This window comes from Pseudomonas sp. SDO52101_S400, from assembly GCF_054071635.1.
This window is the reverse complement of sequence record NZ_JBSVWF010000033.1, coordinates 50,291-73,337: the sequence shown is the minus strand read 5'-3', so window position 1 is coordinate 73,337 and position 23,047 is coordinate 50,291. Positions and strand designations below refer to the sequence as shown.

At 53.6% G+C, this 23,047-nt stretch carries 24 protein-coding genes and 1 pseudogene; 13 read left to right on the top strand and 12 right to left on the bottom strand.

The window, feature by feature from the left end:
- Positions 1–85: 85 nt before the first annotated feature.
- On the bottom strand, positions 86–1,657 hold the full coding sequence (locus ACW9HX_RS17790) for a sensor domain-containing diguanylate cyclase (RefSeq protein ID WP_457381595.1): 1,572 nt from the start codon (positions 1,655–1,657) through the stop codon (positions 86–88).
- A gap of 212 nt (positions 1,658–1,869) precedes the next feature.
- Here ACW9HX_RS17790 and ACW9HX_RS17785 point away from each other — a divergent pair.
- Both ACW9HX_RS17785 and ACW9HX_RS17780 read left to right on the top strand, forming a co-directional pair.
- Positions 1,870–2,022, top strand: a pseudogene (locus ACW9HX_RS17785) (PAAR domain-containing protein); the annotation flags it as partial.
- 17 nt (positions 2,023–2,039) lie between these two features.
- Complete coding sequence (locus ACW9HX_RS17780; protein WP_457381594.1) at positions 2,040–2,330, top strand: hypothetical protein; 291 nt, start codon at positions 2,040–2,042, stop codon at positions 2,328–2,330.
- A gap of 123 nt (positions 2,331–2,453) precedes the next feature.
- Here the strand turns inward: ACW9HX_RS17780 and ACW9HX_RS17775 are convergent, their stop codons facing one another.
- Entirely contained in the window at positions 2,454–2,915 is a 462-nt protein-coding gene (locus tag ACW9HX_RS17775) for a hypothetical protein (protein ID WP_457381593.1), read from the bottom strand.
- 153 nt (positions 2,916–3,068) lie between these two features.
- Entirely contained in the window at positions 3,069–3,734 is a 666-nt protein-coding gene (locus tag ACW9HX_RS17770) for a ribonuclease T2 (RefSeq protein WP_457381592.1), read from the bottom strand.
- Between the two features lie 169 nt (positions 3,735–3,903).
- On the opposite strand from ACW9HX_RS17770, the gene ACW9HX_RS17765 reads away from it, so the two are divergent.
- On the top strand, positions 3,904–4,386 hold the full coding sequence (locus ACW9HX_RS17765; RefSeq protein WP_457381591.1) for a hypothetical protein: 483 nt from the start codon (positions 3,904–3,906) through the stop codon (positions 4,384–4,386).
- Positions 4,387–4,392: 6 nt separating this feature from the next.
- Here the strand turns inward: ACW9HX_RS17765 and ACW9HX_RS17760 are convergent, their stop codons facing one another.
- On the bottom strand, positions 4,393–5,247 hold the full coding sequence (locus ACW9HX_RS17760) for a LysR family transcriptional regulator (RefSeq protein WP_457381590.1): 855 nt from the start codon (positions 5,245–5,247) through the stop codon (positions 4,393–4,395).
- A 100-nt stretch (positions 5,248–5,347) separates the two neighbouring features.
- Here ACW9HX_RS17760 and ACW9HX_RS17755 point away from each other — a divergent pair, with 100 nt between their 5' ends.
- The 3 genes from ACW9HX_RS17755 to ACW9HX_RS17745 all read left to right on the top strand — a co-directional run bounded on the left by ACW9HX_RS17755 (position 5,348) and on the right by ACW9HX_RS17745 (position 8,709).
- The gene (locus tag ACW9HX_RS17755) at positions 5,348–5,995 is read left to right on the top strand and encodes an FMN-dependent NADH-azoreductase (protein WP_457381589.1); all 648 of its coding nucleotides are present in this window, start codon (positions 5,348–5,350) and stop codon (positions 5,993–5,995) included.
- Positions 5,996–6,079: 84 nt separating this feature from the next.
- Positions 6,080–7,798, top strand: coding sequence for a copper resistance system multicopper oxidase (locus ACW9HX_RS17750; protein ID WP_457381588.1), 1,719 nt, complete (start codon positions 6,080–6,082; stop codon positions 7,796–7,798).
- An 11-nt stretch (positions 7,799–7,809) separates the two neighbouring features.
- On the top strand, positions 7,810–8,709 hold the full coding sequence (locus tag ACW9HX_RS17745) for a copper resistance protein B (protein ID WP_457381587.1): 900 nt from the start codon (positions 7,810–7,812) through the stop codon (positions 8,707–8,709).
- 45 nt (positions 8,710–8,754) lie between these two features.
- Here the strand turns inward: ACW9HX_RS17745 and ACW9HX_RS17740 are convergent, their stop codons facing one another.
- Positions 8,755–10,233, bottom strand: coding sequence for a class I SAM-dependent methyltransferase (locus tag ACW9HX_RS17740; protein ID WP_457381586.1), 1,479 nt, complete (start codon positions 10,231–10,233; stop codon positions 8,755–8,757).
- A 372-nt stretch (positions 10,234–10,605) separates the two neighbouring features.
- On the opposite strand from ACW9HX_RS17740, the gene ACW9HX_RS17735 reads away from it, so the two are divergent.
- Complete coding sequence (locus ACW9HX_RS17735; RefSeq protein ID WP_457381585.1) at positions 10,606–11,391, top strand: transporter substrate-binding domain-containing protein; 786 nt, start codon at positions 10,606–10,608, stop codon at positions 11,389–11,391.
- A 245-nt stretch (positions 11,392–11,636) separates the two neighbouring features.
- Complete coding sequence (gene pseH / locus ACW9HX_RS17730; RefSeq protein ID WP_457381584.1) at positions 11,637–12,188, top strand: UDP-4-amino-4,6-dideoxy-N-acetyl-beta-L-altrosamine N-acetyltransferase; 552 nt, start codon at positions 11,637–11,639, stop codon at positions 12,186–12,188.
- A gap of 42 nt (positions 12,189–12,230) precedes the next feature.
- Here pseH and ACW9HX_RS17725 read toward each other — a convergent pair whose 3' ends face one another.
- From ACW9HX_RS17725 to ACW9HX_RS17715, 3 genes are all read right to left on the bottom strand, one after another.
- A complete protein-coding gene (locus ACW9HX_RS17725) occupies positions 12,231–12,446 on the bottom strand; it encodes a hypothetical protein (RefSeq protein ID WP_085712578.1) in 216 nt (71 codons plus the stop codon).
- Positions 12,447–12,557: 111 nt separating this feature from the next.
- Entirely contained in the window at positions 12,558–13,256 is a 699-nt protein-coding gene (locus ACW9HX_RS17720; protein ID WP_457381583.1) for a hypothetical protein, read from the bottom strand.
- A 108-nt stretch (positions 13,257–13,364) separates the two neighbouring features.
- Positions 13,365–13,727 (bottom strand): DUF6124 family protein, encoded by a 363-nt coding sequence (locus tag ACW9HX_RS17715; protein ID WP_432217251.1) that lies wholly within the window; start codon positions 13,725–13,727, stop codon positions 13,365–13,367.
- Positions 13,728–14,314: 587 nt separating this feature from the next.
- On the opposite strand from ACW9HX_RS17715, the gene ACW9HX_RS17710 reads away from it, so the two are divergent.
- From ACW9HX_RS17710 to ACW9HX_RS17695, 4 genes are all read left to right on the top strand, one after another.
- Positions 14,315–14,458: a hypothetical protein gene (locus ACW9HX_RS17710; protein WP_457381599.1), complete on the top strand. Its 144-nt coding sequence runs from the start codon at positions 14,315–14,317 to the stop codon at positions 14,456–14,458.
- Between the two features lie 101 nt (positions 14,459–14,559).
- Positions 14,560–15,048, top strand: coding sequence for a hypothetical protein (locus ACW9HX_RS17705; protein WP_457381582.1), 489 nt, complete (start codon positions 14,560–14,562; stop codon positions 15,046–15,048).
- A gap of 419 nt (positions 15,049–15,467) precedes the next feature.
- Positions 15,468–17,126 carry an ApeA N-terminal domain 1-containing protein gene (locus tag ACW9HX_RS17700; protein WP_457381581.1) on the top strand — a complete coding sequence of 553 codons (1,659 nt, stop codon included), beginning with the start codon at positions 15,468–15,470 and terminating at the stop codon, positions 17,124–17,126.
- A 285-nt stretch (positions 17,127–17,411) separates the two neighbouring features.
- On the top strand, positions 17,412–17,786 hold the full coding sequence (locus ACW9HX_RS17695) for a DUF7079 family protein (RefSeq protein WP_457381580.1): 375 nt from the start codon (positions 17,412–17,414) through the stop codon (positions 17,784–17,786).
- A 367-nt stretch (positions 17,787–18,153) separates the two neighbouring features.
- Here ACW9HX_RS17695 and ACW9HX_RS17690 read toward each other — a convergent pair whose 3' ends face one another.
- From ACW9HX_RS17690 to ACW9HX_RS17675, 4 genes are all read right to left on the bottom strand, one after another.
- Positions 18,154–19,089: a DUF1848 domain-containing protein gene (locus ACW9HX_RS17690; RefSeq protein ID WP_457381579.1), complete on the bottom strand. Its 936-nt coding sequence runs from the start codon at positions 19,087–19,089 to the stop codon at positions 18,154–18,156.
- Entirely contained in the window at positions 19,086–20,087 is a 1,002-nt protein-coding gene (locus ACW9HX_RS17685; protein WP_457381578.1) for a hypothetical protein, read from the bottom strand. The genes ACW9HX_RS17690 and ACW9HX_RS17685 overlap by 4 nt, the downstream gene beginning before the upstream one ends.
- Entirely contained in the window at positions 20,071–21,060 is a 990-nt protein-coding gene (locus tag ACW9HX_RS17680; RefSeq protein WP_457381577.1) for a DUF2806 domain-containing protein, read from the bottom strand. The genes ACW9HX_RS17685 and ACW9HX_RS17680 overlap by 17 nt, the downstream gene beginning before the upstream one ends.
- Positions 21,061–21,164: 104 nt before the next feature.
- On the bottom strand, positions 21,165–21,824 hold the full coding sequence (locus tag ACW9HX_RS17675; RefSeq protein WP_457381576.1) for a hypothetical protein: 660 nt from the start codon (positions 21,822–21,824) through the stop codon (positions 21,165–21,167).
- 171 nt (positions 21,825–21,995) lie between these two features.
- Here ACW9HX_RS17675 and dusA point away from each other — a divergent pair, with 171 nt between their 5' ends.
- Positions 21,996–22,991 carry a tRNA dihydrouridine(20/20a) synthase DusA gene (dusA, locus tag ACW9HX_RS17670; protein WP_457381575.1) on the top strand — a complete coding sequence of 332 codons (996 nt, stop codon included), beginning with the start codon at positions 21,996–21,998 and terminating at the stop codon, positions 22,989–22,991.
- Positions 22,992–23,047 lie beyond the last annotated feature (56 nt).

Here is a 23,047-nt window from a genome sequence, read left to right as displayed (position 1 = left end):
CCCGAAGTATCCGATCAAAAATAAAAATGCCAGTCAGCTTAACTGACTGGCATTAGGCCATGGCCTGCTCTTTTCATGTTGGCGATCAGCGATCCGAACGCATCAACTCACCGATACCGCCGTCCATCGACAACACGGCGGCACGATTGCGACCTGCGTTCTTGGCTTGATAAAGCGCCGCATCGGCACGCTGGATGAACAGCTCCGGGCTGTCGTTGCCAAGCGGAATAAATGAATAGCAACCCAGGCTCACAGTGAGATAACCGGTGGGCGAGCCGCTGTGGGTGATGTGTTTGTCCATGACGCTGCGGCGGATCTGCCCGGCAATCGCCAACGCGCCGTTGATATCGGTGTCCGGCAGCAGCACCGCAAACTCTTCGCCGCCGTAACGCACCGCCAGATCGGATTTGCGCTGACAGCAGTTCTTCACCACCAGAGCGACTTGCGTCAGGCAATGATCGCCGGCCACATGGCCATAGGCATCGTTGTAGCGTTTGAAGAAATCGATATCGAGCATGATCAGGCTGACCGGGCTCGACTGCCGGGCGCCCCGGGCGAACTCAATCTCCAGCGACTGCTCGAACAGGCGCCGGTTGGCCAGCCCGGTCAGGCTGTCGTGGGTCGCGATCTGCTCCAGCGCCCGCTGAGCCTTGCGCAGGTTTTTCTCGATCCGCTCGCCGTCGCGCACCTGATGGATGAACACCCAGCCAAACAGCCCCACGCCGAGCATCACCAGCGCCACGATGACGCTGGACTGGAAGGCGCGGTCATGCCAGCCCTTGAGAATCGTGTCTCGTGACGTAGAGGCGGAAACCACCAGCGGATAACTTTCGAGCTGCCGATAGCCGTAAAGGCGCGTTACACCGTCGACCACCGAATCGATCATCGCCGTACCGGCGGACGCGTTGGGCAACAGCGTCTGATAGATCTCGCCCTTGGCCAGCGAGGTGCCGATCAATGCATCGTCGAACGGCCGACGGGCCAGCAAGGTGCCGTCGGTCATGCCAAGGAACATGGTGCCGTTGTCATCCAGGCTGAAGCTTTTGAAGAACTTGTCGAAGTACGACATCTTGATGCCGGCCAGCAACACGCCCTGGAAATTGCCGGCTCGATCATTGACCCGCTTGGAAATCGGGATGATCCACTCGCCGTTTTCGCGGCTGCGAATCGCCGGGCCGATGTGCGCCACGGACGACACGTTCTGTTGGTGAAACTTGAAGTACTCGCGATCCGCCACGCCGTTGCCGCGCGGCAGATCAGGGAATGAGGTAATCACCCACTGCCCTTCGCGATCGAACAGGAACATGCCGTGCAACTGATCCAGTTGCTGCACCCGGCGCGCGAAGGTCCTCTGCAGACGCGGCTTCTGCGCCGCGCCATAGCCGTCTTCCTGAATCCAGTCGACCAGGCTGGTCATCACCAGATCGGCCGCCAGAAAGGTGTCTTCGGCCTGCTGCGCCATCGCCCGGGTCAGGTTGGCGGAGGACGTCTGCGCGTTTGCCAGATCCTGGCGCCGCGACTGCTCGATCTGCAAATACAGCAAACCGGACAGGCACAGACACACCCCAACGATGAACAGCGCCGCCGCCTTGCGCAACGGCAAACGCTTGAGTGTGCCGCCGGGGGCCTGATGCGGGTCGTGAATGGGGATAGGCAAAAGCGTGTCCTGGGCAGGTACGACAGGGGCAAAGGCCCGAAACCCTTGTTTTTTGTGAGCGTAGCCCACCGCGTAGTGCGGGGCAACCAAGTGCCACCGAGACAACCTTGACCCCGTTGATATCGGCGCGCAGTGGAAATGGATGACCTGCGAGGCGAATTATTTTTCTTTGATACAGTTCTCCCCACAAACGTGATGACAGGAGTCAAATGATGGCAAAGCCCGCCGCACGTCTTACCGATCCCACCACACGCCCACTCCCCGGACACGGGACCAACGCGATAGCGACTGGCTCTCCGGACGTATTTTTCGATGGCCTGGCGGCTGCACGCCAGGGTGATACCTGTTCCTGTGGCATTGCACTGCTACGGCCACCGGCCTCATGAGATTACTGATCGTCCTCGCACTAGCAGCATTGACCTCAGCACTCTTTTTTGTGGGTTACTACGAAAAAATGGAAGATGCCTATCCAGAGAAAGTTTTTTTCATCAAAAAGCACCCGACGCTCAAGTTGAGTTTCGTGAACATCTTCGCGTACGAGTCAGACGATAAAAAACTGTCCGAACTCAATGATGAAGAGAGAACGCAAGTCATGGACTACTGCTGGTATCGACTTGGTATCTCTACTCAGTTAGCCAGCCAACAAGAGCTTGAAGAATGTAAACGTCGTTGAAACAGGAAAGGCCTGCCTGTGTTAATGCAGAGGCTCGTCAACGACCGGCCTGGGCTATGTACGAAAACTGCCTGATCGACACTCGGCGATTTTTCGTACAGCCGCTGGCTGGCAGGAGGTGAGTCAGTTCACCAATGACGGTTGGGTAGCAACCGAGACGGTAAACGCCACGACAAACAGCACCACGAGTGCCCAGAACATCACCACAAGTATCTGCATGACGACCTTCAGGTTTTTATAAAGCCAGCGCAACCAATGGCCTTCGGGTTTGGCTTCCGAGCGAGTTCTGAGTACGCCGTTCAAATAAAAGCCGAGAAGGGCCAACAGTGCGCCATCAATGAACAGCGCAGGCAGGCCGGCTGAGGGAAAAATGCTTCCCCACCGATAAAATGACGACCGGCTCAGGAACACCACATAACACGTGAGGCTGCCGTAGGGGATGGCTCTCCACCATTTGCCGGTCAGCGCTCCGGCCATCAGGCACATCATCACCATGAACGGGTTGAGGAGAATATGGATCATCCAATCCAGTACGTTGGGGAAGTAGCCTGGGGAATTGATGCTGCGCCAGATATATTCAAACATTGCTCAGTTTCTTGCCTTCTATGGAGTCAGTGGTGCTTCCGTGCCGCTGTACGGTATCGGCGTTTCCTCGGATGACATAAGCCCTGTCGTGTAAACGTAAAAAACAGGCGCCTGAAAAGGCGCCTGTTTTTTTGTGATCGGTTACCGCTTTGGTCAGCGCGACGGCGGAACCCGGATATCCCCCGCCCGGCACTGGGTTTTCACACCCTTGCCGCACGCGCCGAATTGCAGGTCCTTGCCCATGCACACCCGCACTTCCGAGAGTTCCGGACCGCTGCAGATCACGGCGATGCCGTCTGCCGGGATACCCGGATTGCTCTTGCGGAACAGGTCGGCGATTTCCTGCGCTTCGAAGTAATAAGAGTTGCTGAACGGTTGCAGTTCTTGCGGGATTGTCACCGCCGCCACGGCTTTATCCGCTTCGTCGAAGTAACCCATTGCACCGAGACCGCTGCAGGTGCCGTGCTTGCTCCATTCGTGATCGAGGAGTTTCTTCGTCGGGAACAGCGTCAGGCCTTTGGCTGTTTCGGCAGCCGACAGGTTGGTCAGCGGCGGGCAGGATTCCGGCCAGCCGCCCTTGGCGTATTGCGGCCACAGACCATGCAGAACAAAACCGTAACCCTTGCCGGTGCATTGCGGGTCGTCCTTGTGGCTGAGGCAGAACGTCGGCGACCAGGACAGCGTCAGCAGGTAGTAATCGAACACCCCCGCCACCGATTCCGTCGGTGCCTTGTTGGCATGCGACTGACGCGCCGAACTCAGGCCGATGCTACCGACCGTCAGCGCAATCAGCGCCATAATTGTAAAAAGCTTTTTCATCTTCCCGTTCCTTGGGACGCTGGCGTCCATGGTTTTTGTGATCTGACCGTCAAGTGGTCAGGGTCTGATTGAGTCATGCCAGTGTTGCAAGCGCATGACGCAAGGCAAAGCTGTACTACGTTGAAAGGTCTACGATTAATAAGCAGACACCAAAAACAGGGATCCCGAAATGAGTAAAGCAGACGAACTCGCCGCGAAGCTCAAGCAAACCCGGCACACCCACGCGGACGACATCACCTGCGCCGAACTGGAAATCGATTGCTGGCCCGCGGTGGTCTACGACCTGTATCACCGCATCGAGGGCTGGTTGCAACCGGTCACCGAGGTAGGACTGAAGATTCGGCGAAATCCTACCCATGTTTGCGAAAGTTCGCCGGAAGGCGAGACGCACGACTACGCCATCGACCAGTTGATCATCGAGGCCAACCATCACAGCCTGACCTTCGATCCCATCGCACGCTTCACCGAGGACGGTGCCGGTCGCGTGCAAATCGTTCTACCGGGCCGGGACACGTCGCTGCTGCGTACCGTCGACGAACATGGCGAAAGCCATTGGTGGTTACAGACGATCGAGACCGGGCAACAGCTTGATGCGATTGCGCTGACAGAGAACAACTTGTTGTCGGTGGTTCAGGAAGGACTCGGTCTGTAGGACGCTTCATTGCCGCCGCGCCGAGCAATAGTCGACGATCACCCGGGAAACCGCTTCGATCATTTGTGGATCGGCATGACTCGCCGTGAAGAGGCGAAATTCCGCGTCAGGCAACGCCGGTAAACCCAGCTCCGCACCGAGCGCCGACAGCCCCTGCCCCAACTGGCTGGCGGCCATCGGTGCCACGGCAAACCCGGCCAGCGCAGCGGCACGCAATCCGGCGGTGCTGGTGCAAAGCATGGCGGTGCGCTGGGCAATGCCGGCCTGGGCCAGACGGGTCAGCGCCGCCTCGCGATATGGACAGGGTTCGGGAAACAGCGCCAGCGGCAACGGCGTCGGCAATTGGGCGACCGGTTGCGCCGACCAGGCCCACACCAGCGGCTCCTGCCACAGCAACAACCCCGGCTCTCGGGTCTCGCACAACGAACCGATGACCAACTCAAGATCGCCCTGTTTCATCTGGTTCAATAACGTACCGGGAATGTTGACCTGCACATCGATCTCCATGCCCGGATGCTGCGCCGCGCAGTCCTGCAGTGCCCGCAACAACCTTGGCTCGACAAAATCCTCCGACACGCCAATCCGCACCCGTCCCTGAAACGGCGTGCGCGTGAGCTGTGCCCAGGCGTCGCGATTCAACGCCAGAATCGTGCGGGCATAGGCGATGAGCCGCTCGCCATCCGCCGTCAGTTGCTGGGAACGGGTGGTGCGTTTGAGCAGCGGTTTGCCGATCTGCTCTTCCAGCCGTCGCAGATGACCGCTGACCGCCGATTGGGTCAGATGCAGTTTTTCGGCGGCACGGCTGAAGCCGTCCTCGTCGACTACGGTGACAAAGGTCTTCAACAACAGGGCGTCAAACATAGTTTGATATGTGATTAATTGATAATTTATTTACGATTTATAGTGAGAAGCCAGCTATGTTGCAATGCCTCGTATTCCCCACCGAATGTCGAGGCTCACCGTGACCACACTCCTGCACATCGAATGCTCCCCCCGCAAACAACGTTCCGCGTCCATTGAAGTGGCGCAGCGTTTCATTGAGCGCTATCGGCAAAATGACCCGCAAACCCAGGTGTGCACGCTCGATTTATGGAGCCTGCACCTGCCGGAGTTCGACGAGGACGTGATGAACGCCAAGTACGCAGGCCTGAGTGGAACGCCGCTGACGCCGTCGCAACAATCGGCCTGGCAGACCCTCGAAGACCTCGCCGGCCACCTGCACCGGGCCGATGTGCTGGTGTTTTCGGTGCCGCTGTGGAATTTCAGCATTCCCTACAAGCTCAAGCATTTCATCGACCTGGTATCGCAGAAAGACATCCTCTTCAGCTTCGACCCGGAGCGCGGTTTGCAAGGTCTGCTGCAAGGCAAGCAAGCCGTCGTGGCCTATGCGCGCGGGATGGATTTTTCGGCGCAATCGATCACGCCGGCCGAGCGCTTCGACTTCCAGAAGCCATACGTGGAGGCGTGGCTGGGGTTCATCGGCGTCAGCGATGTGCACGCGCTGATCGTCGAAAAAACCATCTTCGGTGACGAGGTGGATCGCGATTCACGGTTCGCCGCATCGCAACAGGCCAGGGCGCTGGCGGACAACCTCAGCCAGCGAACCTGACGCAACTGTAATCCGCGCCTCAGCCAACTGAAAGCTCGCGCTGGTTAGCCTCCCCGTCATTCGTCAAACGGGGATTTCCAGCGCATGCCTTCCAACACCTCAAGACGCACCTTCGTCAAAGGCCTGGCCGCCGGCGGTCTGCTTGGCGGCCTCGGTCTGTGGCGCACGCCGGTCTGGGCGTTGAACAGCCCCGGCCAGGTAAATGAGCTCAGCGGTACAGACTTCGAACTGTTCATCGGTGAAACCCCGGTCAACTTTACCGGCCAGCCGCGTACCGCGATGACCATCAACGGTGGCGTGCCCGGCCCGCTGCTGCGCTGGCGCGAAGGCGACACCGTGACCCTGCGGGTACGCAACCGGCTCAAGGACAGCACCTCGATCCACTGGCACGGCATTCTGCTGCCGGCCAACATGGACGGAGTGCCGGGCCTGAGTTTTCACGGCATCGAACCGGGTGGCGTGTACGTCTACCAATTCAAGGTTCGCCAGCACGGCACCTACTGGTATCACAGCCATTCCGGGTTGCAGGAACAGGCCGGCGTCTACGGGCCGCTGGTGATCGACGCCCGGGAGCCGGAGCCGTTCCACTACGACCGCGAGCATGTGGTGATGCTCAGCGACTGGACCGACGAAGACCCGGCCAGCCTGATGAAGACCCTGAAAAAGCAGTCCGACTACTACAACTTCCACAAGCGCACCGTCGGTGATTTCATCCATGACGTCGGCGAAAAAGGCTGGGGCGCCACCGTTGCCGATCGCACGATGTGGGCGCAGATGAAGATGAATCCCACCGACATCGCCGATGTCAGCGGCGCTACGTACACCTTCCTGATCAACGGCCACGCACCGGATTCCAACTGGACGGGGCAGTTCCGGCCCGGTGAAAAGCTGCGCCTGCGGCTGATCAACGGCTCGGCCATGACTTACTTCGACGTGCGCATCCCGGGATTGAAAATGACCGTGGTCGCCGCCGACGGCCTGCACGTCAAACCGGTGACCGTCGATGAGTTGCGCATCGCCGTGGCGGAAACCTATGACGTGATCGTCGAGCCCGCCGCCGACGCCTACACCCTGTTCGCCCAGGCCATGGACCGCACCGGCTACGCCCGTGGCACCCTCGCCGCCCGCGCCGGTTTGTCGGCCCCGGTACCGGCGCTGGACCCGCGACCGCTGGTGACCATGGACGACATGGGCATGGGCGGCATGGGCTCTGGTGAAATGAATCATGGCTCGATGGACATGAGCGGCATGGACCACGCCAGCATGAATATGGGCCCGATGCAGTCGCATCCCGACAGCGAAAAGAACAATCCATTGGTGGACATGCAAGCCATGACCACCGCCCCGAAACTCGACGACCCCGGCCTCGGCCTGCGCAACAACGGGCGCCGCGTGCTGACCTACGCCGACCTGCGCAGTACATTCGAAGACCCCGATGGCCGCGACCCGGGCCGTACGATCGAACTGCACCTGACCGGGCACATGGAGAAATTCGCCTGGTCGTTCAACGGCATCAAGTTCTCCGACGCCGAGCCCCTGCGTTTGAAGTACGGTGAGCGCATTCGCCTGGTGCTGGTCAACGACACGATGATGACCCACCCCATTCACCTGCACGGCATGTGGAGCGATCTGGAAGACGAAAACGGCAACTTCCAGGTGCGCAAACACACCATCGACATGCCCCCCGGCACGCGCCGCAGCTATCGCGTGACTGCCGATGCGCTGGGCCGCTGGGCCTTTCACTGTCACCTGCTTTATCACATGGAAATGGGCATGTTCCGTGAAGTGCGGGTGGAAGAATGAGGACGCCGACCATGACTCGATTTGCAGCGTTTTCCTTTTTCCTCGGCGGTTCCCTGTCGACGGCGATGGCCGCCAGCGACATGCAGGGCATGGATCACAGTCAGATGTCGGGCATGGATCACAGTCAGATGTCGGACATGGACCATAGCCAGATGCCAGGCATGAGCCACGCCGCGATGAAACCCGCCGCACCGACTGAAAGCCGCACACCGATCCCGGCGCTGACCGACGCCGACCGCGCCGCCGTGTTCACCAGTCACGGCGGCCACCAGGTGCACGACAGCGTCATCAACACTTACTTTCTCGCCGACAAACTCGAATGGCAGAACGGCGACGACGCCAGCACCCTGGCCTGGGATTTGTCCGGCTGGATCGGCGGCGACATCGATCGCCTGTGGCTGCGCTCCGAAGGCGAACGCAGCAACGGCAAGACCGAAGACGCGGAAGTCCAGGCGCTCTGGGGCCACGCGATTTCGCCGTGGTGGGACGTGGTCAGCGGCGTGCGCCAGGACTTCAAACCCGGCGCCCCGCAAACCTGGGCCGCGTTCGGTCTGCAGGGCATGGCGCTGTACAACTTTGAAGCCGAAGCCACGGCGTTCCTCGGCGAAAACGGCCAGAGCGCGGTACGGCTGGAGGGTGATTACGACATCCTGCTGACCAACCGGCTGATCCTGCAGCCCACCGCCGAACTCAACGTCTACGGCAAAAACGATCCGCAACGCGGGATCGGCTCAGGCCTTTCGAACACCGAAGCCGGCTTGCGTCTGCGCTATGAAATCCGCCGTGAATTCGCGCCGTACATCGGCGTGACCTGGAACCGCACCTACGGCAACACCGCCAATTACGCGCGGGAAGAAGGCGAAGATCGCAGCGAGACAAGAATGGTGCTCGGTGTACGACTCTGGTTCTGAGACGCAAAGTGGGCAACCGCAGCCGGCCGCCCACCCTTCGGGGCGTTACAGGTGACGCCGCTTGTACACGCCAAAGAGCTCTGTACCTCGTCCGCCACTTCTGTAGTGAATGACTTCGGCTTTCACCATCGCAACCACGCGCTCCTGGTCTTCTGCGAGTTTCAAGTCGAAGTTGTTGCTGTAGGCCAGGTCGATCATTCGCCAGAGGAAACAGTTTTGCCGATAGAGTTCCACCGGCTCCAGCCAGCTATCGAGCAACCCGCAGAGTTCCTCGCTTCGAATACCCTCGAAACATCCGATGGAATGATCCCTGTCGGGAATTACCGCATCGGTCACTTTGGTATTGGCATTGAACCGGTATTGCGCCGGCAGTGCCGAAAACACTTCGTTGGCCGCGACAATCGCTTCCGGCCACAAACGGTTGCCGTTTCGCCCCACCGCCTCGCCAATGCTCCAGAACTCGCCATCGACCTTCAGGCTGCTTGAAATGAACAGCATGACCTTTTCCAGTTCGACCAGGTGGTGCAAGGCTGAAATGCAAATGATGACATCCCACTGTTCCCCGGTCGGGGCCAGGTCGTTGGCATCCGCCACGATCAGGTCAAGCTTTGTGCCGGGGGTGAACTGTCGCGCCGCCATCTGCAACAAGTCTTCGTTGATATCGAGCAACGACCACTCGATTCCTTCGGGAACAGCCAGCGCCATGCCAGCTTCGATCCGCGCGGCGCCACTGCAGATCGACAAGACTTTTATCGACCCGTGGGTACGTACTTTTTCGCGCAGTCTCGCTTCAAAATCCGGCGGGGTTTGCGGCACGTTGGCCCGCAGCAACCGCGTCGCATAGGCGTAGGCCACTTCGTCTTCGAAGGGTGGCTCAATGTGCAGGTCGACGTCCGCAAGGCGCCCACCGCAGGGCAGCGCGGCCAACTGGCGAACGTCCCGCGCACCACCCTTGGACGCTTCACTCTGTTTGTCCTGCACTTTGGAATACATGTCGTTGCGATACGCGGCGCTGAAATGGGCAATCTCATTCTTGATGCGCAAGGCGTGATGGGTTCTAGCCAGCAATGCTTTCAAATCACACTCACGGGCCACACACACGTCAGCCAGCGCCAGCCAGTCTGCCGTCGGATCATTCTGCGGACCTGGCTCGCACTCGATCAGCAAGCGCCCCGACAGTCCCGCCAAAAAGGCCAAGTCCAGCTCAACCACCCGCCATTCCGTCGACGATCGGCCACCCGGCACGCTGAACGTCCCCACCGACGACCGGGATTGGCCGGCGTCATCCAGAAAGCTGATTTCGCAGACGAGCCCGTCCTGGCTGATTTGCGGTAACGCCGCCGCAAAGCGCAGATAGATGACGGAATCGGAATGCAGCTGCAGCGCACGGGTTTCCAGGCTCTCGCCAGCGGCCAGAACCAGCGAATACCGTGACTCGCGCAAATGTGTCGGATACATCCATTGCGGGTGATGGGAGCGTTTTACCTCAGGGTGCACGACAAAAGGGCCGGATTCGTCCAGCAAAAAACTGCTCGAAAGCGACGGGTCCGCAAAATCGCGGTGAATCGCCGGAGGGGGGTGAAACCGAGACGACAACGCAGATGTTCTACGGCCTAACGCTTGAGCAATTCTGTGCAACATTTATAAATATCCTTGTTATAAATAGCTCACCGACAACAACTCGAAAATCGTGTACTGCATGAACTCAACATGGGCAAATGCGGCGACCCCATGCTTATTGCTGCGACTGTTTTTAGCTTTCAATCGCCCCCCTGTCGACCTTTAATCGATCACTGGCGAACGCCGTGTTTTCGGATAATAAAAAAGGCATAGAAAACAGAAGCTTGAACCGACGAGTCAGATCCCCTCTTCTTCTCCATCAATAAGACCCGACACATGAAGAAAACAAAAAAAACGAAATTACTCGCCGCACTCCTGCTACTAACAGGTACCGCTCAGGCTCAGGAAGCGACTTCGCATCTGGACTTGATCACTCAGAAAGGTGAACTGCGCGTCTGCACCACCGGCGACTACAAGCCCTACACCTTCAAACGCGAAGACGGTGGTTTCGAAGGCATTGACATCGCCATGGCCCAGTCCCTGGCCGACAGCCTTGGCGTGAAAATCGACTGGGTGCAGACGACATGGAAAACCCTGATGCCGGACATGCAGACCGGCAAATGCGACATCGGCATGGGCGGCATTTCGGTGACGCTGGAACGGCAGAAAAAGGCCTACTTCAGCAACACCCTCGACGTCGACGGCAAGATCCCGCTGGTGCGTTGCGCCGACCAGTCCAAGTACCAGACCATCGAGCAGATCAACCAGCCGAACGTGCGCCTGGTCGAACCCGCCGGCGGCACCAACGAAGCCTTCGTCCACGCCTTCCTGCCCAAGGCGCAACTGGCGTTGCACGACAACGTGACGATCTTCCAGCAGCTGCTCGACAACAAGGCCGACGTGATGATCACCGACGCTTCCGAAGCGCGGTATCAGCAGAAACAGAAACCCGGTTTGTGCGCGGTCAACCCGGAGCAGTTCATGCAGTACGGGGAAAAGGCTTACCTGCTGCCCCGTGATGACATGAGCTGGAAGCTGTATGTCGATCAGTGGCTGCATTTGAGCAAGGTGACCGGCAAATATCAGAAGGTCATTAGCGAGTGGCTGGCAGGGCCGCAGTGAGTCTTTCAGGACGAACCACGTAAAACGCACAAGGGCGCCTCCATAGGCGCCCTTTTTTATGAGCAAAACACTGACACAGTTCAATAAGCCCTCGAAACATTTGGTGTTTATTTCGCGATTGCTCTGGAAAAAACGATCCCCCCAAATCCCCCCTCTCCCGCGCGCCTGCCCGGGAACACAACCTGAAACATCAACGATAGACCCCGCGGGCTCAGCTCAGGCGCCCGCGAGACAAGGAAAGCACCATGCAGTTCGTCCCCCTCACCGAAGCCAGCCCCGCCATCCAGGCCCACGTCCGCACCCTTCGAAACCAGGAAGACGTGCGCAAATACATGTACACCTCCCACGAAATCAGCAACCAGGAACATGCAAACTGGCTGACGTCCCTCAAAGGCAATTCGCGCCAGCAAGTGTTTGTCGTGCTCAAGGAAGAGCGCGCGGTTGGCGTTGTTTCACTCAATGCAATCAACACCGTACAGAAGACGGCTGATTGGGCGTTTTACCTCGACGTTCAACTGCAAGGCAAAGGCCTGGGCAGCATGGTCGAGTTCTGGATGCTGGATTACGCGTTTGCCGAAGTGGGGCTGGAAAAGCTCAATTGCGAAGTGCTGGCGAGCAATCCGGCGGTGGTGAAAATGCATCAGAAGTTCGGATTTGAGCTGGAAGGCGTCAGACGACAGAACATCCTCAGGAATGGGGAGCGTATTGACGTGGTGTTGCTGGGGATCACCAAGGATGAGTGGCTGGCTAGGCGACCGACATTGCAGCCGGTTGTCGAGCGCATCGGCGCGATCTAGACCATACGAAAAAGGGCGCCCTCGATGGGCGCCCTTTTCTATTCAATCGTCATGCAGCATGCCGGAGCTGTACTGGTTGAGACTGGCACCAATACCGGTGCCGCCGAACTTCAGCGTATTGGCGCTGGCGCGCCCTTCCGGCGACTGGCAATCCGAAGAAAAACAACTGGTGGTGGTCAACCCACCGGAGCCCGAACAGGCGCTCAATACCGAGACAGCTGCAGCGATCAACAGCACTTTGACGACATTGGCACTCATGGTGGGGCTCCCCTGGGATGAAACGATCTTATCGCTGCATCCTAGGCGCCCCCGCGTGCGGACAACATGAAACTTTCGCCATCGACAGCGCGGGTTCAGGCAGAACGGTGATTACTCGTTCAGATCCTTGACCAGGTAAGTGCCGACAATCTGCGAAACACCGGTCAACGCCTCACGGACTAGCTCCGGCTCGGTGCGATAACGCAGCGGCTCGTAACCATAGGTGTTGGCACCGTTGAACGCGGTAATCGGCTCATTGCGCTGCCAGATCAACTCTTCGCCGCGCTTCAACGAACCGTTCACCACAATCGTCGGATACACCACACTGCTGAAACCCTGAGTCAACGCAAAACCCCAATTGACCACAGTCAACTTGATCTCCGCATCCGCCGGCTCATTCTCGGCAACCACCTTGAAGCGCCCGGTCGCCGCCAGTTGATCCTCGAAACCTTTCTTCACCAACTTGCCCAGGTCGATATCAGCCGTCGCCATGTTGTACTGAATCGCCTCGACCGTGGACATCGACGCCAGGTCCCCGGCCTTCAACCCCGCCGCAAACCCGGCCCCGCTGAGCGCCGCCGTCCCAAGCTTCCCGGCATGGGACGCCATCCCGACACCCGCGCCGACACCGGCCCCGATTGCCGCGCCCCAGGCCTGCTCGCGGCCCATGTAGGTCATTTCCTTGAAGCTCCAGGTCACCGGAAGGACTTTCACCGTGTGGATCTGGGTGCGGTATTCGGGTTTGAACTTCTGATTGGCACAACCTGCGAGAAACAGGACGGCGAACATCACGACAACTAGTTTTTTCATGGACAACTCAAAACGCGGAATGGAATGCGTAAGTTGTCGTCCATGTCGGAGAATTCTGAAGAAACAATGCCCTCCCGTGGCGGCATTCGCCACGGAAGGTGTTTGCACTTACGACTTCGGCTCGACGTGATCCAGCGCCTGATTCACCGCCAGCCCCGCGACCATCACCACCTGCGCGATACCCAGCGCGGTTTTGCGGTGAGCGGGTTCCAGAATCGCGGCGAAGTTGCTGAGCATTTCACTGGCGGAATCGAGGGACTCGCTGGCGTTGGCCAACAGGGATTCGCTGGTGTAGGCGGGGTTGGCCAGGAACATGGGGTCGTGTTCGGTGTGGCTGCCCATGATGCGTTGTTGCGGGGTGAGGTAATGGTCGAGGGCGCGTTCGGCGGCTTCGTTGAGTTTTTTTGAATCTGGGAATTGATAAGGTGAAACCGGATCGGTTTCGGGTGGGTTGGGTGTTGGTTTGAACATAGTGAAACTCCCGACAGATAAAGGTTAGGAGCCATCACCTTCGCTACCAAACGAAAGGCGGAGGCCATACGCAGGTTGGTAGACCGGCCGTCAGGAACACCGGCGCATCCGAAGACGCCCTGCGCATGACCACCATAGAACGGAGACAATGAAAGCCCCCGCAAGACAGTAGTCCTGTGCATCTGACGGAATCCGGGCTACCAAACCCGATCACTGGTTTTCAGTGACCCGAGAACGATAAAAGTCACGGCCTAGACGCACAAGCCGGCGGATTCTGTCTTAGGTGTAGGGGGTGGCGCAAGGATGTGTAGGGTTTGGATGACTACGACGAGTCTGATTTAAACAAGCGAATTTTTTGTTTAGAAAATGCTCAAGGTTTTGTAGCCATCAAATTAACATCACCCAGCACGCAGTACCGATCTGACCGATGATGGATTGGGCATAGCCGACGACATGCACTCCGGACTACCTGGCTTAATGTTGTGTTTCACATTGCTCTGTAGCAATTTTTAAGCATTTCGCGATTACAGCCTACCATTAGCACTACCAGTACTATGCTTGTTCTTTTCTCGAAATGAGTCGGCGCCATGGCAGACGAGTATTCGTTATCGGACGTGCTGGAAAGGATGTACGTGAATCAACTCGCGCTGGAGGCCGCCCTAATGGAGCTGACACTCAATGCCGAAGTGCAAGGTTTGGGACTGGCCAGATTGAAGGAAAAAACCGATTAGAGTCGAATCGGGAACGGTCACTTACAATCTGTGATAGATCGCGACAGCGGGGAGAGGGCGTTATGAGGCACTGCTCAAGTCCACAAGAGGTGATAGCTGCAATGCGCGAAATGAACGCTGTAAGGATCGGCATTGATGGTATAGATGGCTCTGGTAAGTCAACGCTCGCCGGAGAGATTTCGAAAGCTCTTGGTCTTCCCTGCATCAGTTTAGACGCCTTCCTCAAAGAGGACCCGGACGGGTATGTTGACTCGATGAATTATGTGGAACTGAGAGCAGCGCTGGAAGGCCTAGATGGCTATGTGGTGGAAGGGATTTGCCTGATTCAGGTATTGCAAAGAATTCAGCTCACGCCTGCAGCGAGCATCTATATCAAACGACTACGACACGGGCACTGGTCAGATGAGACACAACTAGACATCCATGAACCCGTCGAAGTCGCGTTGGTCAGGGCACGAGAACTTGCCAGCCTATTCTCGACCAAACCTGTAGACAATCTCGGTTTGGCAGAAGAGGTTATTCGCTATCACGCTGAATTTCGTCCACATCATATGGCTAATGTAACGTATGCGGCGTCAGTGCATTATTGATCCACTAAAGAACCGCGGATCGACCGTATGGATAGGGATTCGAACCCCTTCTGTCGCCACCCTAGTCCGCTTCTGGCCACGGAATAGAAGCGCTTCATAGTGTTCTATTGGCATAAGGCGGCCTATTACGGCCCACAAGTTTCCCTAAATCTGTCCTGAGCGGGCCTATGAGATTATTTCCAGAACCCTCCTAAGCGTCCTATATCGGCCGAAAATGGACGGTCGACTACAAACCATCTATCACCGAAGACAGCCCTTTGCGAAGTACGGCAATCTATCCGCTTCCACCTGCCGCCACCAAAGCGAAGAGCAGATGGTGAGCTTGGGAATACATATTAAATTTTTTCCTTCATGGACTACTATTGGCAGGCATGTCACATTCAAATAAGCTGCTGAAATCCTATTAAAAGGACTTTCACATGAAAAATAATTTCGATTTCTCCAAAAAATTTGAGTACGACGTAGAGGTTTATGATGACACTCGCCCCCCCCTAGGTGAGGGGAGGCTATCCTTTGGCGAAAGCGGATTGATTTGCATACATTTTAACTTTGACTCTTTTTATAAAGCCTCGCAAAAAACGCACTCGGTTCTTAAGGCAAAATCAAAAGCCGGACAAATATTCACCCTATTCAATTGCACGTTCGAGAGTTCTTCGCTATACGCAGACTTTATCGTAATTGGGGAAATAAGATCTGAAATTACATATTTTCATGTAAAATATGGAGATGTATCAGATTGGTTCTTGCGCGGTCAGCATATCACTGGCCAGATTGGTGAATCTCTTAACTGGAATAATCCAGCGCCTCACCTGTCGGTTAATATAAAGACACCGGATGAAAATTTCTCTTTAAAGACCGAGACATTCGGCAGCCTCACAAAACTTGGCGAAGACCATGTGATACATGAGCATATTCGATTTATTTTTGAACGACTTGGTGATAATTTTTCAATCGACGAGGTGAAAGAAAAATCTTTTGAAGTGTCTACATTATTGTCTGTATTGCTGGCCAACCCTGTGTCTATTGCAAATGCGTGGGTTGGATGCGACGGGAACTACCCAATGCCAATTTACTTTTCGGCATTCAAGAAGGTAGATCGAGGAGACTCAAGCGACGTGTTTTGGCTAAGATGTTTTACCCAAAGACATTCGCTAAATGATAAATGGCAACTAGTCTTTGACCGATATTACTCTTCCCCATTTCGGAAGTCTTCGTGGGTTCGCCTAGCTGGCATGCAACGTTACGAGGGGTTCTGGGAGTTCAAAATCTTAGGATATGTAAGCTTGATGGACGAGTACGTCAGTACCCATGCCGCCCAAGCTAATCAAAAAACTATAAATGTTGAAAATAAAAAAGCAGCGCAATTTATAAATCGGCTAAAAAAATTAAAGCACCCACTAGATGACGCTCAGTTTAATGATGTAAAAACTCTAGCTGAATCAATATTTTTGGCTTCACGCGAACTCAACTTTAGAGAAAAATACGATTTTGCGTTAAGCCTCACGAACAAAGATATTTTAAAAGTTATAAATCTGACAGATGACGACTTTTCATCGATAAAAAGAATCAGGGACAAAATTGCTCATGGCAATGCCCCAGATTTGGCAGACACCTCATATCAGGAAATTCACTTTATTATTGAGAAGATTGCACTTTTAATGACATATTGGGCCCACGCAGATCTCGGCTTCTCACACTCTGAATTCGCCTCCGCTTTAATGCTTACTCACAACCACCTACATTTTAACCCTAAGCTAGATAGCATTTTTCTCAAGCGAATAACCAATTCGGCAACATTCATAAATGTTTCAAAGGAACTTTTTGACAAATTCCCCTCTGTTGGATACCCAATCATTAACGCTTGCTTTACTCAGAGCTTGCAAGGCGAGTTAAAATATTCTGCAGAGTACCAGGCAATGTACGACGCATGGATTAATGATCGCGGCCGAAAAGGCGTGTATGTTATTGATGCATTTGGAATCGCACCAGATAGATTCATCTCCGCGGCCAATCTATTTTTAGAATGCGGAGAAGAAATCAAAGAGTTACACATGGCATATATAATCATGGATGCTTAATATACCAAAATTCAAACCTGGCGAAACACCGGGCTATAGCACACAACCATTAAACAACCACTTTCGAGTAATTGAGTGCACACGAACAACAAAGGGGACAACAACAAAGGGGACAGATTTATTTATTGCCGACGGCTTCCTTGCAGGCCTGGGCGTGAGCGCAATTTGCGGTCCAGCAGCGCCAGCATGCGCCGTAGCTGTGGTTTTAATAGGCAGCATGGCAGGTGGCATTGCCGGAGGCGTCGTCGCAGATACTTTTGACGAAGAATTAGAGGAGCTTTCTCATTGGGAAGTATTTTAACTCCGGAAGATAAGGCCAAGATCCAGATAGCATTGGCTGAAGCCTTCGTTGACAACGAAGTTGACTATGCATACATCGCGGAGCGAATTAAATCCTACGATCTGAAAATTGTTGAAGACATACTATATTCAGAAGTGGCTCCCGTGTGTTTTGGCAATCTTGAGACGCCAGTTCCTCCCATCTGGACGGGGTTCAAGGATGAGTGGCTGTTAGACGAGATTGAAAAAGAACTGCGGGCTCGTCAACGGAGTAAAGTGCGGCAAACTTTTGACGAACTGAAGATTCTTTGGCTTCGTTACAGCTATCGCTATATTTGGAAAGAAATCTTAAAAAACATAAACAAACAATCAATTCAATAGCAAAAATTAGGACAGATATATTCATCAATTAGCAATGGGGACAGCAATGGGGACAGATTTATTTATCATTAAAAACCATCAAATACCCTTCTCTCTGCTCACTAGCTTATTAGTAGCATTCGAGAAAAATAAATATTTCCCCTTTTCCGTCTTTTTATTTCTGTCATGGCCGCATTCAACAGAACCGCTTTGTGGTGCGGTCGAGGTAGACTCACTGTCTGTTGACAACAAATAAATCTGCTCACTTTTTCTTCAAAAAAATAAATGCGTCCCCTTACTCTTCCGTCCCCTTACTCCCTTCGGCGAGGCTGAATTCATTCATCAGCAATCATTCACAGAAATAAATCCATACACCTTCGCTCCAGAATCAGAAAAGCGAACCTTGAGGCAAAGCCAAATACTTGTAATCAACCCCCTCTAATCCTCCAACCAAAAAAGGACTCTGAGGATCATGCCTGCGCCTATTTTTTAAAACAACTTCTTTACTGAAGGTAGCATAGCAATAAGAACACTCATGAAGGCAGGTATTATACATCCCTATATCGATGCTTTTAATGCAACCACACTCTTCTCGCTGGCCGCCATCTTTCTTAGAGCTTGCAGAAAAACCGAAAACCTCGCTTATCAAATCATTATCAATACATTTTCCATGAGGAACACCGATATTTGACGTATCAATACTTTCCGCACAGCTCTGTATTGACATCCCATGATCGCGCGCAACGCTCGCCATAAATTCAACTAATGCCAAAAGCGATTCAGGCACCTTAACTATATCAGTGCAAATCAGTCCCGGGACCACATTGAGATTTTTTTCTGTCTTCTTGTAGAAGTCCGCAAAGCTAATAACTACGCGCTTAGTCTTCCCCTTCAAAAGCTGCGAAAGCTTCAAAAAAAGCCTTTTATGCTCGTCTAGCGAAACCATATTAGACAAGAGAATCGGATCATAGCGCCAGACAACTTTATCCGCCCCGACCAGATCACTCAACTCACAAAAATTTTTCACCGCAGCATACGGCTTAGGCACTGACCTTTCAATTGCTCTTGGATACCCCGTAATTGTGTACTGAAAATAATACTTAAGCCCTCGCCGATCAAAATCAGCTAGATATTTTACTATATGGACTGGATTTCTTGTCCAGAACACTATGACATCAACATCTTTTTCCAACAATGAGACACGCGTAATTTGATTGGCATTGAAAGGATTTCTCGTTAGAAGAAATCCTTCCTCCACCCTATTAGCGAACCACTCAGCATAAAAGGCTGGAATATCTGTCCTTCTGCTGGCGCTAATAATCATACTTTTACATACTCCAAAAACTGGTAATCCATGAACTCATTACTAAATATCGGACTTTTTACCACATTACAAACACCACAATCACTTTTTTTGCCCCGACTTGCGCATACTATACGCCCAGCGTTCGGATAATAAAAACCACTATCGATGGTGGCTAGCCATGCAAATTTACCACCTGTCTGCGGATGCGGTAAATAACTTGTAACCGCATTATTATCCTGACAAATAAAGCCAGCAGAAACAAGCCTATCATGAATAACATTGAAAAGATCCGCATCAAGTGATCGCAACCCTTTAGTACAAACAAAAGAATTCAAAAAAAACAATCTTTTTTTGGGTGACGACGCGATAGCCTTTGCTAGGCTGCTTAGTGCTGTAGATTTACTTTCATAAATATCCCTAATTGACTTTGGAAAAACGAATACATCGTAATCCTTCAAATCTTTTGCCGTTAAGTCATATACATAGTCGTGCTTAAAACTGTAGTTAGCACCTTTGGCTGGCATCAGCCCTTGCGTTGACCACTGAGACTGGTCGATCCCAACATACGTAAAACTCACCCCTTGAAGATTATCTTTTAGCGCATAATAGTCAGGTGCCAAACCACATCCAAAAGAAGCGACATTAACGCTGTTAATACTCCTATTACCCAATCGAAGTCGCAAAGCGTCCGCCAAAGCACAATATTCAAAATAGTAAGCCGGCAAAAAACGTAACGCATACAGCTTTTGATACTTCTGAATAAAATACGAGCTATTTACAGGCGGCAACGTAGCAATCGAGCACCAGTCATTATCGCCCATAAAAGAAGCATGATAAGACATCACCATCTTATTAATAAACTGCCAACTGACCACCATTATTCCAGCTTCCATATCATTATTATCACAGCAAGCAAGGATATCCAACCTGGCTCGCCCAATCAGAGCTAATAAAGCACGAGTCAATTCTTCCCAACTCAAATACTTTGCTTTGACCTCTTCACCCAAGGTTAACATTTACAATTGACGCAGAATCTATCTCATGCTTATCGATATTTGTATATCTAGTAAATTTTGCCTTGCTCATTAAATCGCGTGAAAAGACTTTGATAGCATCAGCAATGTCTGCAGACAAATTCTTACAAACCACCTTATAGAGTTCGCGACCTGCAGTAGTCAGCTCCCAATAATTAAACTTCGGCACATCATACCTTGATGAAGTCAAATCGTTTTCACCAATAAAAATAAACAAGTCATTATTCCTAACAAAGACGACATCCTGCGCTTCTTCACCTGACACAGAAAGTTTAGTTTTTGGCCAAGGAGTAGACGTGTACATACCAGGAGTGAAGGTTGCTATCAAACCGGCATCTCGCAATGAAGAAAACACCTCCTTTGCAATCGGAGAATCTGACTTATTGTCAACTACAAGCTTATCAAAAAAGACATACTTGCATACCTCATTAAAATTCAATGCTTCTTTATGAGAAAGATTTTTTATAACATCAATAGTCCGAAGACTAATACTACCGGGAGAGTTTACCTCTTGAGCCAAAACCCTACCCCAAATGGCTTGCGCGCTTTCTGAGGAGATTAGCTTAGCTTCATTTTTCCACCTATTTATAAAATCTTGCAGTTCTACAGCCCCGTCCCCTCGGTCTCCTTCCTGAATATATTCCGCTGCATGCATTGAGCACCCTATTAAATTGGAAATCCCGTCTTCTTGATTTCCGTCCACAATCAGACGTTTGTAATTTGGCTTATCAACCTCAACAAGCCGCTGACTTGACTGGTCAAAATACGCCTCACCAGCGATTATTTTCTTAACATCTACTGCATCTTGAGCATTAGATAACTTTAGCATTCGTTCGGCTTCCGCGTGTCTCTCACCGAACAATAAATTAAATATATATCTAAGCCCTACCGGAGCAGCCTTCATTACCGGCTCCAAATCGGCCTTAACATTAATACCGCTATTTTCGCTGTCCATACACAGTCCTTATATTGTAACGAACGAAAAAAAATCGCAGAGATTACAACCTCACCTTAAAGCTACGAGGAAAGCTCAATTGACTCTATTTCGAATCAAACTGATTAAAAATCCTCAACAGGCTTTTTAACCTCAGCCAAAACCTTATTCGCCTCTAACCGCGGAAGCGTAAACCGAATAATCATCCCCGAATCCGCGCCCTGCCCCGCCATCACCAATTCAGCGGACCGAATATTCTCCGGCGCAGCAGCCAACGCGCTTACAGCATTGGTTTGCCCTTTAGCGTTCAAACCTTCAAGAAACGTGTAAGTCAGATTCCCCGACGCCAGACCAACCTGTTCAAAATTGGAAATCTTCGTCGTCAGCTCTTCAGTGCTTCTCGACTTTCTCGCGGTATCAAACATATCCAGAATGGATTTCTCATCACTCATGGAAACCAGCGTGAATGACTTGGAAAGCCCCGCAACGGCTTTAACATACAAATTCTGATCAAACGGGCTGATCAGTGAAACCATCATCAGCTTGTCACCGGAAAAAATCAGCGCGACGGTGAATTTCTCTTCCAGGAAATCCACATCGTCGATGCACCTCGCGGTCCCGCCGACATCTTCGGAGCAGTCGTAGTAACCGGCCGCTTCGGTGAATTTTGCGAGTGGGGTTTGGTAGACGTAATTCTTGAACAGCTTTTCTTCGGCGAAAGCCCCTTGAGCGGAAGCAAGCATGGCGCCGGCGACGAGAATGGATGACGTGATTTTCTTCAGCATGGGATCCCTTCCTCACTCTTATTGATAGCCCGATGCTATCAGTCCATTTCATGGCTGTCTCGCCTAATCCCACACTTGATGAGGTTGTATTTCCGCCGGATATCACTGAGCCCGACCGGTCATTCCTGATAAACTCCCCCACCTCCCAGCCACACCGATTCCGTACCCCCAATGCCCCCAATCTCCGCCACACCCGCCCCGCTCTCCCGCCGTTTCTCCGTCGCACCGATGATGGATTGGACTGACCGTCACTGCCGGTACTTCCTACGCCTGCTGTCGAAAAACGCCCTGCTCTACACCGAAATGGTCACCACCGGCGCTCTGCTGAACGGCGATCACGAACGTTTCCTCCGTCACAACGAAGCCGAGCACCCTCTGGCCTTGCAGTTGGGCGGTAGCGTTCCGCTGGACCTGGCCGCCTGCGCGCGTATGGCGCAGGAGCACGGTTACGACGAGGTGAATCTGAACGTTGGCTGCCCGAGTGATCGGGTGCAGAACAACATGATTGGTGCGTGCCTGATGGGGCATCCGCAGTTGGTGGCGGATTGTGTGAAGGCTATGCGTGATGCGGTGTCGATTCCGGTGACGGTGAAGCACCGGATCGGGATCAACGGGCGGGACAGTTATGAGGAGCTGTGTGATTTCGTCGGCACTGTGCGGGATGCCGGGTGCACCAGTTTTACGGTGCATGCGCGGATTGCGATTCTGGAGGGGTTGTCGCCGAAGGAGAACCGGGACATCCCGCCCCTGCGTTATGACGTGGCGGCGCGGTTGAAGGCGGATTTCCCGGAGCTGGAGATCATTCTGAACGGCGGGATCAAGACGATGGAGGCCTGCCATGAGCATTTGCAGACCTTTGACGGTGTGATGCTGGGCCGTGAGGCTTATCACAATCCGTATCTGCTGGCCGAGGTGGATCAGCAGTTGTTCGGCAGTTCGGCGCCGGTGATCACCCGGGCCGAGGCGTTGGCGCAACTACGGCCTTATATTGCCGAGCATCTGGCGACGGGCGGGGCGATGCATCACATCACGCGCCATGTGCTGGGCCTGGGCACCGGTTTCCCGGGGGCGCGCAAGTTTCGGCAGTTGTTGTCGGTGGATATTCACAAGGCCAAGGATCCGCTGGCGTTGCTGGATCAGGCGGCGGAGTTGTTGGCGGGTCGTTGATCGATGCGTTGATTGTGTGGGCAACGAATGAGCGTTGCCCGCGGCTGTAATTCTTT

Excerpts from the sequence above, each read along its gene's own strand:
- ACW9HX_RS17780 (WP_457381594.1), top strand. The coding sequence starts at position 2,040 with ATGAGATTACTGATCGTCCTCGCACTAGCAGCATTGACCTCAGCACTC.
- ACW9HX_RS17775 (WP_457381593.1), bottom strand. The coding sequence starts at position 2,915 with ATGTTTGAATATATCTGGCGCAGCATCAATTCCCCAGGCTACTTCCCC.
- ACW9HX_RS17770 (WP_457381592.1), bottom strand. The coding sequence starts at position 3,734 with ATGAAAAAGCTTTTTACAATTATGGCGCTGATTGCGCTGACGGTCGGT.
- ACW9HX_RS17765 (WP_457381591.1), top strand. The coding sequence starts at position 3,904 with ATGAGTAAAGCAGACGAACTCGCCGCGAAGCTCAAGCAAACCCGGCAC.
- ACW9HX_RS17760 (WP_457381590.1), bottom strand. The coding sequence starts at position 5,247 with ATGTTTGACGCCCTGTTGTTGAAGACCTTTGTCACCGTAGTCGACGAG.
- ACW9HX_RS17750 (WP_457381588.1), top strand. The coding sequence starts at position 6,080 with ATGCCTTCCAACACCTCAAGACGCACCTTCGTCAAAGGCCTGGCCGCC.
- ACW9HX_RS17745 (WP_457381587.1), top strand. The coding sequence starts at position 7,810 with ATGACTCGATTTGCAGCGTTTTCCTTTTTCCTCGGCGGTTCCCTGTCG.
- ACW9HX_RS17735 (WP_457381585.1), top strand. The coding sequence starts at position 10,606 with ATGAAGAAAACAAAAAAAACGAAATTACTCGCCGCACTCCTGCTACTA.
- pseH (WP_457381584.1), top strand. The coding sequence starts at position 11,637 with ATGCAGTTCGTCCCCCTCACCGAAGCCAGCCCCGCCATCCAGGCCCAC.
- ACW9HX_RS17725 (WP_085712578.1), bottom strand. The coding sequence starts at position 12,446 with ATGAGTGCCAATGTCGTCAAAGTGCTGTTGATCGCTGCAGCTGTCTCG.
- ACW9HX_RS17720 (WP_457381583.1), bottom strand. The coding sequence starts at position 13,256 with ATGAAAAAACTAGTTGTCGTGATGTTCGCCGTCCTGTTTCTCGCAGGT.
- ACW9HX_RS17715 (WP_432217251.1), bottom strand. The coding sequence starts at position 13,727 with ATGTTCAAACCAACACCCAACCCACCCGAAACCGATCCGGTTTCACCT.
- ACW9HX_RS17710 (WP_457381599.1), top strand. The coding sequence starts at position 14,315 with ATGGCAGACGAGTATTCGTTATCGGACGTGCTGGAAAGGATGTACGTG.
- ACW9HX_RS17705 (WP_457381582.1), top strand. The coding sequence starts at position 14,560 with ATGCGCGAAATGAACGCTGTAAGGATCGGCATTGATGGTATAGATGGC.
- ACW9HX_RS17700 (WP_457381581.1), top strand. The coding sequence starts at position 15,468 with ATGAAAAATAATTTCGATTTCTCCAAAAAATTTGAGTACGACGTAGAG.
- ACW9HX_RS17690 (WP_457381579.1), bottom strand. The coding sequence starts at position 19,089 with ATGATTATTAGCGCCAGCAGAAGGACAGATATTCCAGCCTTTTATGCT.
- ACW9HX_RS17685 (WP_457381578.1), bottom strand. The coding sequence starts at position 20,087 with ATGTTAACCTTGGGTGAAGAGGTCAAAGCAAAGTATTTGAGTTGGGAA.
- ACW9HX_RS17680 (WP_457381577.1), bottom strand. The coding sequence starts at position 21,060 with ATGGACAGCGAAAATAGCGGTATTAATGTTAAGGCCGATTTGGAGCCG.
- ACW9HX_RS17675 (WP_457381576.1), bottom strand. The coding sequence starts at position 21,824 with ATGCTGAAGAAAATCACGTCATCCATTCTCGTCGCCGGCGCCATGCTT.
- dusA (WP_457381575.1), top strand. The coding sequence starts at position 21,996 with ATGCCCCCAATCTCCGCCACACCCGCCCCGCTCTCCCGCCGTTTCTCC.